Consider the following 13526-nt stretch of genomic DNA (forward strand, 5'->3'; position numbering starts at 1 on the left):
GCAGCCCACACATTCGAACGCGTCCAGGCGTTTGTTTCGCGATCGCGGAGCGAGCGCTCTTCGGCGAGGTGTGGGTCGGGCCGCGCGGCTGACGTCTGCCGCGGTTACCACCGCGCTCCTCTCGCTAGGCGGCGTTGGCGTCGCGGTCGCGGCACCCCCACCGGCACCGCCCTCTCCGGCAATCGCCGCGGCCGGCGTGACTTTCACCGCACCCACCCATGGCTCGTTCATCGGCACGAATTCGTTCACCGTGAGCGGCACGAAGGATGCCGACAGCAGCGTCATCGTCACGGGTGCCGTGAGCGGTGGTGCCAGCGGTCAGCTCTGCACAGTGCCCTCATCGGCAGATACCGCCTGGAGCTGCCAGGCGACGGCGGTGCCGAACGGGAAAAAGGTCACTCTCACCGCCACCGAGACGCTGTATGCCGACGGCAGCACGAGCGCGTCCTCGATCACGGTCGATGTTCTCGGCGCCCCGAGCCTCGATGGCGCCGGCGCCTTCGTGACACCCGGCATCGTGTCGGGTGGTGCCACCACCGGCAACACCGTCACCGTCACGGTGACGAGCCCTTCCGCCGAGGGCTGCGTGTCGGATGTCGTGAACGGCTACTGGTCATGCAGCATCAGGGCACCATCCGGAACCTATACGGTGACCGCACACCAGTCCTGGACGAGGGGCGACGGCCAGCACTCACAGGAGTCTGCATCCCAGCGCGTCACGATCGACAAGGATCGACCCGCGCCGCCCGTCGTCACCTCACCGAGGGGCAATTCCCGCGTGGTCAAGCAGCCGGTGACCTACTCGGGCACGGGTGAACCGCTCGGGTTCCTCAACGTCTACATCGACGCCAGCCCGGTCTGCGGTGCCAGCGTCGACTCAAGCGGCCGGTGGAGTTGTGCGGCATCTGGAATCAGCAATGGCGCTCACGCGGTGCAGGCCATCCAGAGCGATAGCGCAGGCAACTTCAGCGACCCGAGCGCCCCTCTCACCGTGCAGTACGGCGCGAAGCCCGCGCCCGTCGCGCCGCCGCCGCGCGCCACGACCCCGGCGACCCCCTCCCCCACCCCCGCGCCGGAACGGAGCGCGACGCCACCTCCCGCGCCGTACGTACCCGGGTCGGGGGCGCCTCCGCCGTCGCTGCAGGAATCGCTCACCAACTGGGGAACGCCCACGACCTTCGGTGCGCACCTGCCGACCTTCGCGCAGACGGTCTCCCACGGCAACTGGGCCCTTGCTCCGCTGCTGGCGCTCGGGTCCATCCTGCTGATCGCGCTGCCGCTTCGGCTGCTCGCCTCGACACTGCGTGGTCGCCTCCGCTTCCCACGCGCGCAATTCACCGGCAGGAATCAGCTGGCAGCAGAACCGGATGACGCACCGCCGCCCAACCCCTGGCTCGTCGGCGCCATTCCGCTGGCCGCAGCCGCCGGGCTCATCGTGCTCTCGGGCGGCATTAATGGAGAGGTGCGCTTCCTGCGCCTCCTCGCGGCGGTGGGCATCGGACTGGCGATCCTCAACGTGGTCGGCGTCGCGATTGCCACTCGACTCTCCTCGCGGTTTCAGGGCGTCAGCGGCAGGCTGCGGTTCATGCCCGTGTTGCTCGTGGCCGCAGCGGCCGCAGCACTTGTCTCGCGCTGGAGCGGTCTCGAACCGCCGGTGGTCGCCGGCGTGCTCATCGGGGTGGGCTTCGCGCGGATGACCGCTGCAAAGCAACGCGCGATCGTCAACCTCGCCGAAGTGGGCACCATCGCGCTCGTGGCTGTGCTCGCCTGGCTCGGCCACCAGTGGACGGGCCCGACTCAGGGTTTCTGGGGCAATCTGTCGCTGGAACTGCTCGCGACCCTGTGCCTCGCCGGCCTCGGCTCGGCGATCGTGCTCATGCTGCCGCTCGCCCAGTTGCCCGGGCGTGTCATCCTCGAGTGGTCGCCCGTCGCCTGGATCGTCGCGATGGTGGTCGTCACCACTCTCGCCTGGGTGATCGTGCTGGGCGGAAGCGGCGCGGCGTTCCCCGTGCTCGGAGCATTCCTCCTGGCCGTCGGCTTCGCGGCTCTCTGCCTCGCCGTGTGGGCGTGGGTGCGCTACGTGGAGCCCGCCAGCGTCTGACGACCGCAGAATCGACGGTGCCCCCGGTGGGACTCGAACCCACACTCGGACGATTTTAAGTCGTCTGCCTCTGCCAATTGGGCTACGGGGGCGCGCGGTGAACTACGGGCGCACGCAGCAGCCTATTGGCAGAACGCAGCGAGCAGAACGCGCGAGCTAGGACTTCGGGCGCGAGGCGAACTCCTGGAAGAACGCCTGCGGCGTCTGCCTCGCCTCGAGCGAGACGATGTCGCGACGCAGGAAGAAGTTCAGGATCCAGTTGCCGAAGACACGGATCTTGCGCTCCCAGGTCGGGATCGCAAGGCCGTGGTAACCGCGGTGCATGAACCAGGCCAGGAGGCCCTTGACCGCGATCTTGCCGGACTGGAAGACGCCCTCGCCGAGGCCGAGACCCGCCACGGCGCCGAGGTTCTTGTGGTAGTAGTCGCGAGGCGCGTCGCCGCGAAGTCCACCCGCGATGTTCTTCGCGAGCAACTTGCCCTGGCGCACCGCGTGCTGTGCGTTCGGAACGCAGTATCCGCCGACACCACCACCGGTGAGGTCGGGAACCGCACTGACGTCGCCGGCGCCCCAGGCATCCGGAACCACGCCATCATCGTTCACGACACGGAGGTCGGCCTGAACGCGAAGGCGACCGCGCTCCTCGACCGGGAGGTCGGTGCCCTTGATGACCGGGTTGGCCATCACGCCCGCGGTCCAGACGATGACGTCGGACTCGAACGATTCGCCCGTGGAGAGCTCGATCTTGCCGCCGACGGCGGAGGTGAGCTGGGTGTCGAGGTGCACTTCGGCACCGCGCTGAGCGAGGTTCTTGAGCACCCAGTGGCTGGTCTTCAGCGACACCTCGGGCATGATGCGACCCATGGCCTCGATGAGGTGGAAGTGGGTGTCGTCGAAGCTGAGACGCGGGTAATACCGGAGCAGGGAGCTCGCGAGGCTGCGCAGCTCGCCGAAGGTCTCGATGCCGGCGAATCCACCGCCGACGATCGTGACGGTGAGGAGGCGATCGCGCTCCGGGCCTGCGGGCAGGTTTGCGGCGCGGTCGAAGTTGGTGAGCAGGCGGTCGCGCACAGCGGTTGCCTCTTCGATGCTCTTCATGCCGATGGCCACGTCGGCCACGCCCGGGATCGGGAAGGTGCGCGAGACGGAGCCGGCCGTCACGACGATGATGTCGTAGTTGATGGTCCACGGTTCGCCGACGGCGGGAGTGACCGTCGCGGTCTTGTTCGCGTGATCGATGCCGGTGACGGTGGCCGTGATGACCTCGGTCTTCTCGAGGTGGCGACGCAGGGAGACAACAGCGTGACGGGGCTCCATGGAGCCTGCCGCAACCTCCGGGAGGAAGGGCTGGTAGGTCATGTACGGCAGTGGATCCACTACCGTTACCTCTGCCTCACCCGCCCTCAAGAGCTTTTCAAGTTTAAAGGCTGTATAGAATCCGGCGTAACCGCCGCCGACGATGAGGATTTTGGGCACGACCTACAATCTACTACTTGCCTCCGCGTCGACCGTAGTTGAGAAAGAATCGTCTCGCCAGGAGAACCGCGAGGATGCCGAAGACGAGATAGACGAGCAACGGCAATCCCGTGTTCCTCAGCGACTCGATCGAGGGCAGCACGGTGCCGAGCGGATTGGCCGGCGCCGCGGCCTGCTCTCTGCGCGGAGCCGGCGCCGTGGCCGCGCCCTCCGTCGGCGCGGGTGTTGACGCGGCGCGGCGATAGACCTTGATCCAGTCCTTCAACTGGTTCGCCGGATTGGTCGTGACCTTCGGCACCTCGGCGGTGACAGCGGCCGCGGCGTTCACGAGCCCATAGCCGTAGCTTGGATTCGGCACCGTGCCGACACCCCTCGCCGTGGCAGTGAGTCGATTTATGACGTTGCCCGCATCCAGGCCCGGATGAGACGCTCGCACGAGGGCGACGATTCCCGCGATGATCGGGGTCGCTCCGCTCGTGCCCGACCACTCATAATAGGTACCGCCCGGTCCCGCGCCCACGAGGTCCTCGCTCGGTGCGCAGACCGCGATCGTGATGCCCTGCGACGACGCATCGAAGCTCGCGACGCCGTTGCGGTCGACCCCTCCGACGACGAGCACCCCTGGCATCGTTGCCGGCGCGCCGACCTCGGTGGTGCCGCTCCCGCGGTTGCCCGCGGCGGCGACCACCACCACGTCGTGCTCCATCGCGTAGAGGAAGGCATCGTCCCAACTCGTGGGCCAGTCGAGTGTGTTCCTGGTGAGCGACATGTTGATCACGCTCGCGCCGTTGTCTACGGCCCAGCGAACGGCGGAGGCGATCTGCGCATCGGAACCGTCCTGGCCGAAGCCCACGGAGACGGACAGGATCTTCGCCTCGGGCGCTGCTCCCATGATCCCGTCGCCCGAGCCGTGACCGTGGCCCGCGAGCAGAGAGGCGACCATGGTGGCGTGGGCGGATCCCTCTCCGACGGGAGTCTGGCCGTTCGGGGAACCGACGCCCGAGACATCCGTGCCGCCGATCACCGTTCCGGTGAGGTCGGGGTGCGAGCCGTCGACCCCGGTGTCGATGATCGCCACGGTGACGCCGGCGCCCTTTGTGGTCTTCCACGCCTGGCTGATGCCGTAGCTCGAGAGCCAGTACTCGGCGCTGCGCATGCTGTCGGCGGATGCCGGGGCGGCGACAAGCAGCACGGATGCCGCGAGGCCGAGCGCCGCAGCGCCCGCTACCAGTCGCCGCAGCATCGTCACGCGGGGTTGCCCGGCGCGCTGTGGCCGCCGTCCGCGCCGAGCCCGTAGTCCGCGCACTCACAAACGAGCGGGGTCCACTCCGCGCGCTCGAGCGCGAGGTCTCCGATGGGGTTCACGCCGGGGCCCGCGGCGAGCGCGTGGCCCGCGAGCGCGTGCAGGCACTTGACCCGGGTCGGCATACCTCCCGCAGAGATTCCGGCGATCTCCGGCACGCTCTCAATGCCCTCTCGATCAGCAAGATAGCTTTCGTGTGCCGCCGTGTAGCGCGCAGCGAGTTCCTCATCCTCGGCGAGCAGTGCCGCGAACTCCGGCATGACGCCATTCGCCTCGAGCGTCGAGATGGCAGCGGTGGCGGCCGGATGGCACAGGTAGTAGAGGGTGGGGAACGGCGTGCCGTCACCGAGCCTCGGGCTCGTCGCGACCACGGTAGGCGCTCCGCAGACGCAGCGAGCGGCGATGCCGATGACGTTCCGGGCGGGGCGACCGAGCTGGTGGGAGACGGTGGCGATGTCTGCCTCGCTCGGCGGCGCGAAGGGCGGGGTGCTCACCGTGTGCTCTGCTGCTGGTGCTGCGCGCCCTGCCCGCTAATGACTGGGGCGACGAGTTTGCTCGCCGGCGCATTCGTGAGCCCCGCCGTGAGCACGGAGGAGAGCATCGTGCGCACCCAGTCGACCTGCGTGGTCTGCAGCTTGGCGCTGATCGGCTGGCCATCCGCCGTGGCGAGCGTCTTGCCGTCGTCGATCACGAGGTAGCTGTACTCCCCCGGGTAGACGTAGTTCAATCGTTCGCGAGCGAGGGACTCGACGTAGCTCGGGTCATTCCAGCGTGCGAGCTCGCCCTTCATGCCCTTCACGGCGTCTTTCTGCTGCTGCACGTCTGCCCGCAGCGATGCGATCTGCTGCTGTTGCTCGACCAGAATCCGCAGCGACGGCGCAAGCACGACGACGAAGAGCACGATGAGCGATAGGGCTGCGATCGCAAACCCGGACAGGCGGATGCTGCGCAGCCAGTTGCCTGACGCGCCCGCGAGATCCGGCAGCTGCACGGGGACGCGCTGAGTGCGCTGCCTATCCTTTGCACGCTGTCGCTTGGTCATGAGTCGAGCCTAAGCGAGCGTCGGTCGCTGAGCCTGTCGAAGCGCCGCAGCGCCTCGACAAGCTCAGGACCGACTAGCCCTTAAAGCGGGGGAAGGCGCTGCGACCGGCGTAGACCGCGGCCTCGGCGAGCTCTTCCTCGATGCGCAGGAGCTGGTTGTACTTGGCGACGCGCTCGCTGCGAGCCGGGGCACCGGTCTTGATCTGGCCGGAGTCGGTCGCAACAGCGAGGTCGGCAATCGTGGTGTCTTCGGTCTCGCCCGAGCGGTGCGACAGGATCGCGGTGTAGCCGGCGCGCTGGGCCATGGCCACGGCATCCAGCGTCTCGGTGAGCGTGCCGATCTGGTTGACCTTCACCAGGATCGAGTTGCCCGCGCCGAGCTCGAGGCCCTTCTTCAGGCGAACCGGGTTGGTGACAAAGAGGTCGTCGCCGACGATCTGCAGCTTGTCGCCGAGCTCAGACGTGAAGTGCTGGTAACCCTCCCAGTCGTCCTCCTGCAGCGGGTCTTCGATCGAGACGAGCGGGTAGTTCGCCGCGAGGTCGGCGAAGTATGCCGTGAGGTCGCCGGCCGAGAGCTGCTTGCCCTCGAAGTGGTACGAACCGTCCTTGTAGAACTCGGATGCGGCGACGTCGGTCGCGAGCGCGATGTCACTGCCGAGCGTGAATCCGGCCTGACCGATCGCCTCTGCGATGAGGTCGAGCGCCACGCGGTTGCTCGACAGGTCGGGGGCGAAACCACCCTCGTCGCCGAGGCCGGTGGACAGTCCCTTGCTCTTGAGCAGCGACTTGAGCGAGTGGTACGTCTCGACGCCCCAGCGCAGCGCCTCGCTGAAGCTCTCCGCGCCGAGCGGCACGATCATGAACTCCTGCACATCGATGTCGTTGTCGGCGTGGGATCCGCCGTTGATGATGTTGAGCAGCGGAACCGGCAGGGTGTGCGCGTTCGGGCCACCGACGTAACGGAACAGCGGCAGGTCTGCGGAGTCCGCAGCGGCCTTGGCGACGGCGAGCGAGACGCCGAGGATGGCGTTAGCGCCGAGACGCTTCTTGTTGTCGGTGCCGTCGAGCGCGATGATCGCGGCGTCGACGAGGCGCTGGTCGCTCGCCTCGAAGCCCTCGATGGCCGGGCCGATCTCGTCGAGCACGGCGGAGACTGCCTTGAGCACACCCTTGCCGCCGTAGCGGGCCTTGTCGCCGTCGCGCAGTTCGTAGGCCTCGAAGGCGCCGGTGGATGCGCCGGACGGAACAGCCGCACGTGCGACGATGCCGTCATCGAGCAGCACCTCGACTTCGACGGTGGGGTTGCCCCTGGAATCAAGAATCTCGCGAGCGCCTACTGCCTCGATCAAAGCCACGGATGGTCTCCTTTTATCTTCTTGCGTTTCACTAAGCCGTTGGTCATCCTACTCGGGGGCGGTGACCACTCCCGATGCGGTAGTTTGTGCCCGCTACTCCCCCGCCGGAGCCTGTTCGAGCGGTCGGAATTCGAGCTCATCGATGCTGGTCGTCGACGCCGTCACGGTGGCGAGGCTGCCGAATCCGGATGCCGCAAGCTGCTCCAGAAGCGGCTTCAGGTTGCGAGGCCTGCGTTCCAGTCGCACGCGGCGTCCACCGGGCGCGCCGGCGGCGAGCAGCGCGGACTTCAAGGCCAGCAGTGTCGGCGGGGCGACATCCGCGTCGTAGAGGAGGACCACCGCATCCGTCGCCTCTGCCTGGGAAAGGTGCACGAGGTCGAGGATGCGTTCGAAGCCGATCGAGAAACCCGCGGCCGGAACGTCGGTGCCGAGGAAGCGGCCGACCATGCCGTCGTAGCGTCCGCCGCCGCCGAGCGAGCTCGTGGAGGATGGGTGCGCGATCTCGAAGATCGTGCCGGTGTAGTAGCCCATGCCGCGCACGAGAATCGGTGAGAAGACGACGTGCGCCTGGGGCAGCGCGTCCCGAAGTGCGCGCAGCTCGGCGTAGACGTCGAGGTCGAGCCAGGCGGGTGCCGCCGCGGTGTCGAGCGACCATCCATCGTCGGCGAGATCCGTGAGCTCACCGCCGAGCAGCACGCTCGCGATGAGTTCGGCGTCTCCAAAGCCGAGCTCGGCCAGTTCGTCAACGACGCCCTGCACGCCGATCTTGTCTTCCTTGTCGAGGGCGATGAGCACGCGCTCGGAGTTCTCGGGGTCGATCTTCCAGTACCGCAGCAGCGAGTGCAGAATGCGGCGATCGTTGACGCGTAGCGACCAGCCCTCGATGCCGAGCGCGTCCATGGTGTCGGCCGTCGCCCCGAGCAGTTCGACCTCGGCGAGCGATCCGGCCTCGCCAATGATGTCGATGTCGCACTGGAGGAACTGGCGGTAGCGGCCCTTCTGCGGTCGTTCGGCTCGCCACACCGGCGCGATCTGAATCGAACGGAACACCGACGGCAGCTCGGCGCGGTGCGTGGCATAGAAGCGAGTGAGCGGCACGGTGAGGTCGAATCTCAGGCCGAGGTCGGCGAGGTCGAGAGCATCGTTCGCGGCGTGCAGGTCGTCGGCCGTCAGTCCGCGCTTCAGCACGCCGAAGGCGAGCTTCTCGTTGTCTCCGCCAAGCCCCGCGTGCAGCCGGGACGAGTCCTCCATGACGGGGGTCTCGATCTCGTCGAAGCCGTGCGCGCGATAGACCGAGCGGATGACGGAGAGCACGCGTTCGCGGCGCTCCTTCTCCTGGGGGAGAAAGTCGCGCATGCCGCGCGGGGGATTTACCAAACGTGCCATACCCCGATTGTTCCACGGCCGCGGACTACGCTTCGGCGCTGCCTTCCAGCACGGATTCGAACTCGCCCACGTCGGGTACCAGCGCACGAATGCGCTCGGAATAGGAGCGGAGTACCCGCTCGAATGCTCTCGTCGCCGCCAACTCGTCTCGGTTGACGATGAGATCGTGCTGCAGGCCGTACATCGTGTTCGTGATGACGCGCGCCTCGACGTCCGCATCCGCGGCAGGGATGCCCATCGCGAGCAGGGCATCAAGGCCGGCACTGTGCCACAGCTGGAAGACCTTGGGGGTAATGGGGTCCTCCCCCGGGTCCTGGGCCTCGAGCATCGAGGCCTCGAACTCGAGTCGCTGCAACTGTCGGTTGCGCGGCTGCAGGAACCACTCCCACGACTCCCTGAGATTCCGCAGGTGGGCGGCAAGATCCCCCGTCTCGGCGGCGACCGATTCGACTACCACGTTCTGGCGCGTAGTGATCGCTCGTACAATCTCATGGAGCAATTCGGCACGGCTGCCGAACTGATAGACCAGCGTGTATGTGCTCACACCGAGGGCAGAGGCGAGACTGCGGAAGGAGAGGGTTGCGAGCGGCTGATCGAGCAGGTGTTCGACGATCTGTTCGAGCAGCGCAGGGCGCCTCTCGGGATCCGGAGTGCGCGCCATAACATAAACATAACGTACGTTTGCACAAACGACCGTTATTGTTATACTCAGAGACATATGCACGCAGGCCGTAAAGCGTCGGGGCTTGGCCGCCTGCATAATGCACGTGTGATGCAGCATCGCATCGGCACGATCAAACCGGGTCAGCCGGTCGGGTAAACCGGCTGCCCCTGGTTGGGTATGGCTCTTTCACTGTGAAATTTCCAGCGAAATAATCATGCCGAACCTGGTGCCCTCTCTATTCGGGTTAGAGGGGGCACCGCTTGTTTAAGCCGTATTCCGCGCGCTTCGGCCCCGCGGATGTCGTCCTGCAGTCCGCGCAGCGCCGTGCGCAGCGCGCGTTCGGAGTCGAGGCCGTTCTGCTTCGCGGTCGAGACGATCGAGAGCAGAAGCGCGCCAAGCTGGGACTCGTCGTGTGCTGTGGGCGCGGCAGCGGCATCCGCGGGTTTTGCGATCGTCACGCCGAGCTTGCCCGCCTTGCCGAGCAGTTTGTCGGCGAGCGCGAGCGCGGGCATGGACTGGGGCACACCGTCGAGCACGCTCGTGCGATGCGGCTTGTCTGCCTTCTTGAGTTCGTCCCACACGGCGACGACGTCGTCCCCGGTCTGGATGTTCATGGCCTGCTGCGCCGCCAGGTCGCCGAAGACGTGCGGATGCCGGCTCACCATCTTGGACGTCATGCGTTCGGCGACATCCTCGAGGCTGAAGTTCTCGCCGGTCGTATGCGCGGCGATGTCGGCATGGAATACGACCTGGTAGAGCACGTCGCCGAGCTCCTCGATGAGCTCATCGCGGTCGCCGGTCTCGATCGCGTCGACCAGCTCATACGTCTCTTCGACGAGGTACTGCACGAGGGAAGCGTGGGTCTGCTCGGCGTCCCACGCGCAGCCGCCCGGGACCCGCAACTGGTGAAGCACGTCGATGAGTTCTTCGAGCTTCGGATACCGCGGTGTCATGAACTCATCCTGCCACCGGCTCCTCGGCGAGCTGCGGTTCGCGGCGGGGCATGGCGAGTGCCGCCACAAGCGTGGCCCCTGCGGTGATGAGGACCGCAATGAAGACGGCGGATGCTGCGCTCTCGATTGTGGCGACATCCGCTTGGTCGCCGCCGCGGTTGACGACGATCGAGTTGGCGACAGCGCCGAAGATGGCGACGCCGACCGCGCTGCCGATGGACCGCGCGAACATGTTGGTACCGGTGACGACTCCGCGTTCGCCCCAGCCAACGCTCGACTGGGCGAGGATGATGCTCGGCGTGGCGACGAGGCCGAATCCGAGGCCGATGACGAAGCATCCGGTGGCGACAATGATGAGGTTCGGTGTGAGGGCGAAGACGGCGAGCACGATCGCTCCGAGGATGACGAGTGCCATGCCGATGAGCGCCGTGTTGCGGAAGCCGATCCGCAGGTAGATGCGGCCGGAGAGCGACGCCGAGATGGGCCAGCCGATCGTGAGTATGGCGAGGGTGAGGCCGGCGACGATCGGGGCTGCGTCGAGTGCGCCTTCGAGGTAGGTGGGCACGTAGGAGGTGAGGCCGATGAGAATGGCCCCGACTCCGAGGGAGATGAGCGTCGTGGTGAGCAACAGCCGCCGGGAGAACACCCACAGCGGCAGCACCGGTTCTGCCGCGCGTCGCTCGGCGAAAACGAATGCGACGAGCAGGATGCCGCCGACCGCGAATGCCCCGATGCTCTGCGGTGAGTTCCAGGCCCAGCCCTGCCCGCCTTCGAGCACGGCGAGGATGAGCAGGCTGAGGGATGCGGTGAGCAGCGCCGCTCCGAGGTAGTCGATGCGGTGCTGGCGGTGCTCGACTTTTTCGTGGAACGATCGCAGCAGCATCCAGGCGGCGAGGATGCACAGGGGCACGTTGACGAAGAAGATCCAGCGCCAGCTGAGGTATTGCGAGAAGACTCCGCCGAGGGTGGGGCCGACGACCGCGGAGATTGCCCAGACGCTCGCAAGGTAGCCCTGCACCTTTGCGCGTTCGGCGATCGTGTAGATGTCGCCGGCGATGGTGACGGCCATCGGCTGCACCGCGCCGGCGCCGAGGCCCTGGAGGGCGCGGAACGCGATGAGGGCCGGCATGCTCCAGGCGAATCCGCTGAGCACCGAGCCGAGGAGGAAGAGGCCGATTCCGATGAGCACGATCGGCTTGCGGCCGATGACGTCGGACAGCTTCGCGTAGACCGGCACCGATACCGCCTGGGCGAGCAGGTAGATGGAGAACAGCCAGGGGAAGGCCGCGAATCCGCCGAGGTCTTTGACGATCGAGGGGACGGCGGTGGCGAGGATGGTCGAGTCGATGGCCACGAGCCCTGTGGTGAGCATGAGGGCGATGAGGATCGGCCCGCGCTCGGAGCGGAAGCCGACGCTGGTCGTGGGGGTGGGTGAGCTCACGGTGTCCTTTGGTCTTGTGGCTCAACCATTGTGCACCGGGCGGGATTCCCGCGCGGCCGACTCGTAGTGGCGGCAATCATCCGGCAAGCCGCTGCGGTTCGGGCACGGGCAGTCGTCCGCCGCGTCGTGGGGTGCGATGGATGTCGACGGTGGAGGGTGGGACGAACTAGGTGCGCTTCTGTGAATTCGGCGACCATCAGCAGCTTAGCCACGCACCCCTGTCATATGGTTCGGCGAGCACGATGCGTTGAGCAGACCGTTTGCCGCGACCGACCATCTGGGTGTTGCCACCAAGCACCACAGGATCAACTGAGGGTCGACCGCGAAGTGTCTGGTTGTTGTGCGCGAGATGGCCTGATTGACACCTTCGCCGACGCCGCGGGACAGTGATTTCAAGATCGTTGGCACGACGCCTCGCATGAATAGTCGGTAGCGCCGGATGGGAATTCACCGACTTCAGCAGCAATTAGATAGCGTCACTACCAAGCAACTATCAATGGAGTCCCCCATGGCAAGAATTCGCTCGATGACCAAGAATTCCGGATCTGGAAAGGTCCATCCAACGGAGGTCGATGCTGAATGGTCCATCGTTACCGACAACGATGGGGCGCCATTATTGCAGATATCGACTTTCGGTTCCGACGCGCGGGCGTCGCTACCAAAGGTAAGCCAAACGATTCAGCTAGACGCCGCCATGGCGGGACTACTTCAGAAAGCTCTGACCACAACGTTCGGCACAGACATTACCTAGGGACGCCTGCAAAGAATTGTCCTATGTCGTTAATGCGCTGGGATAAGAACTGAGCACTGAAGCGGCGCGCTTATTTGAGTGCTTTGAGGTCAGGCTAGAAGGCTACCGAGACTGACGTCTGCAACCGCGCACTCCCGGGAGATATCGACCGAGAAGACTACGTCACTGATCGCCGCATTCTTTGGTACCGCCACTCGTGGAATATTTTGCGCTTCCACGAGAGCCAGCGGCGCGGCCCCGCTCGGAGCAAATCGGAAGTCTGACGTCGCTTCCAAATCCCCGGCCACGACCTCGAGTGCCTTGCGTGCGACCTGCGCCTTCTCTGCAGGCGGCAGCGAGTTCAGTAGAGCGATCAGCAAATCCGAAATGGAGGACCCGGATGCGTCACCGACAACCACTATTGAAGCGATCCAGGTGGGTTTGGGCTGCACCTCGAGCTGCGCAAGACTGAAGCGATGAGTCCGGGTCTGGCGCTCGGTGGTCTTCACCTCGATTCGAGCATTCTCAAGCGAAAAATCGAACCTGGCCGTCGCGTCCATGTGCCATGCCTTGGCTAAGCGCAACGGGTTAGACACTTGGCTCATTAGCCATAGTTCGCCCCACAGGCCGACAACCTTCTGGCGTGGAACAACCCGCCGGACTGCAAACAGATCCAGGAAATCGTCTAAGAAGACTGTCAGTTCTTGGCGGGAGGGTGACTGTGACAGCGACCCGAGGAGTATGCCAGCCAGCGTTCCAAACGCGGTGATTAATTCGGGATGGCCGCGTTCAAGGACCACTGCGGCAAACGACGCCTCGATATTCTCCGCCGGTTCATCTGAGGAAAGTGCGAACACTCCCCCCGAACTTATCCGCAGCGCATTTAGCCGCCGCTCGGCTATGTGTACTGGTTCATCCAGGCTGATTAGTAAGTAATAGTCTCCTGCCTCCGACAACGCAAACAGAGCGTCTGCCCGGCCCGGAACCCATGCCGCGGGCATGACGCCTGTGCCTCGGGTAATCCGCCGGCTCAGCCCCTCAAAGGCATCACTTGCGAATTCGGCAATCGCGAACAC

At 65.9% G+C, this 13526-nt stretch carries 12 protein-coding genes and 1 tRNA gene; 2 read left to right on the forward strand and 11 right to left on the reverse strand.

Going from position 1 to position 13526, the window contains the following annotated elements:
• The first annotated feature begins 196 nt into the window (after nt 1-196).
• A complete protein-coding gene (locus ABUA37_RS02205) occupies nt 197-2101 on the forward strand; it encodes a DUF2339 domain-containing protein (RefSeq protein WP_349897477.1) in 1905 nt (634 codons plus the stop codon).
• An 18-nt stretch (nt 2102-2119) separates the two neighbouring features.
• Here the strand turns inward: ABUA37_RS02205 and ABUA37_RS02210 are convergent.
• The 10 genes from ABUA37_RS02210 to ABUA37_RS02255 all read right to left on the reverse strand — a co-directional run bounded on the left by ABUA37_RS02210 (nt 2120) and on the right by ABUA37_RS02255 (nt 11651).
• Nucleotides 2120-2193 (reverse strand) — tRNA-Leu (locus ABUA37_RS02210).
• Between the two features lie 64 nt (nt 2194-2257).
• Nucleotides 2258-3577 carry an NAD(P)/FAD-dependent oxidoreductase gene (locus ABUA37_RS02215; RefSeq protein ID WP_349897478.1) on the reverse strand — a complete coding sequence of 440 codons (1320 nt, stop codon included), beginning with the start codon at nt 3575-3577 and terminating at the stop codon, nt 2258-2260.
• A gap of 13 nt (nt 3578-3590) precedes the next feature.
• The gene (locus ABUA37_RS02220) at nt 3591-4820 is read right to left on the reverse strand and encodes a S8 family serine peptidase (RefSeq protein WP_349897878.1); all 1230 of its coding nucleotides are present in this window, start codon (nt 4818-4820) and stop codon (nt 3591-3593) included.
• A gap of 2 nt (nt 4821-4822) precedes the next feature.
• Nucleotides 4823-5374, reverse strand: coding sequence for a DUF501 domain-containing protein (locus ABUA37_RS02225; protein ID WP_349897479.1), 552 nt, complete (start codon nt 5372-5374; stop codon nt 4823-4825).
• Entirely contained in the window at nt 5371-5922 is a 552-nt protein-coding gene (locus ABUA37_RS02230) for an FtsB family cell division protein (RefSeq protein WP_349897480.1), read from the reverse strand. Before ABUA37_RS02230 ends, ABUA37_RS02225 begins: the two co-directional genes overlap by 4 nt.
• A 73-nt stretch (nt 5923-5995) precedes the next feature.
• Complete coding sequence (gene eno / locus ABUA37_RS02235; RefSeq protein WP_349897481.1) at nt 5996-7276, reverse strand: phosphopyruvate hydratase; 1281 nt, start codon at nt 7274-7276, stop codon at nt 5996-5998.
• A gap of 93 nt (nt 7277-7369) precedes the next feature.
• Nucleotides 7370-8662, reverse strand: a complete 1293-nt coding sequence (gene hisS, locus ABUA37_RS02240; RefSeq protein ID WP_349897482.1) for a histidine--tRNA ligase — start codon at nt 8660-8662, stop codon at nt 7370-7372.
• A 25-nt stretch (nt 8663-8687) separates the two neighbouring features.
• Nucleotides 8688-9323: a TetR/AcrR family transcriptional regulator gene (locus ABUA37_RS02245; RefSeq protein ID WP_349897483.1), complete on the reverse strand. Its 636-nt coding sequence runs from the start codon at nt 9321-9323 to the stop codon at nt 8688-8690.
• 215 nt (nt 9324-9538) lie between these two features.
• A complete protein-coding gene (locus ABUA37_RS02250; RefSeq protein ID WP_349897484.1) occupies nt 9539-10279 on the reverse strand; it encodes a MazG family protein in 741 nt (246 codons plus the stop codon).
• A 4-nt stretch (nt 10280-10283) separates the two neighbouring features.
• Complete coding sequence (locus ABUA37_RS02255; protein WP_407075341.1) at nt 10284-11651, reverse strand: MFS transporter; 1368 nt, start codon at nt 11649-11651, stop codon at nt 10284-10286.
• 595 nt (nt 11652-12246) lie between these two features.
• On the opposite strand from ABUA37_RS02255, the gene ABUA37_RS02260 reads away from it, so the two are divergent.
• Nucleotides 12247-12471 (forward strand): hypothetical protein, encoded by a 225-nt coding sequence (locus tag ABUA37_RS02260; RefSeq protein ID WP_349897486.1) that lies wholly within the window; start codon nt 12247-12249, stop codon nt 12469-12471.
• Nucleotides 12472-12560: 89 nt separating this feature from the next.
• Here the strand turns inward: ABUA37_RS02260 and ABUA37_RS02265 are convergent, their stop codons facing one another.
• Nucleotides 12561-13526: a PD-(D/E)XK motif protein gene (locus ABUA37_RS02265; protein WP_349897487.1), complete on the reverse strand. Its 966-nt coding sequence runs from the start codon at nt 13524-13526 to the stop codon at nt 12561-12563.

The organism is Parafrigoribacterium soli (genome assembly GCF_040227235.1).
In the GTDB taxonomy this organism is placed as follows: domain Bacteria; phylum Actinomycetota; class Actinomycetes; order Actinomycetales; family Microbacteriaceae; genus Parafrigoribacterium_A; species Parafrigoribacterium_A soli.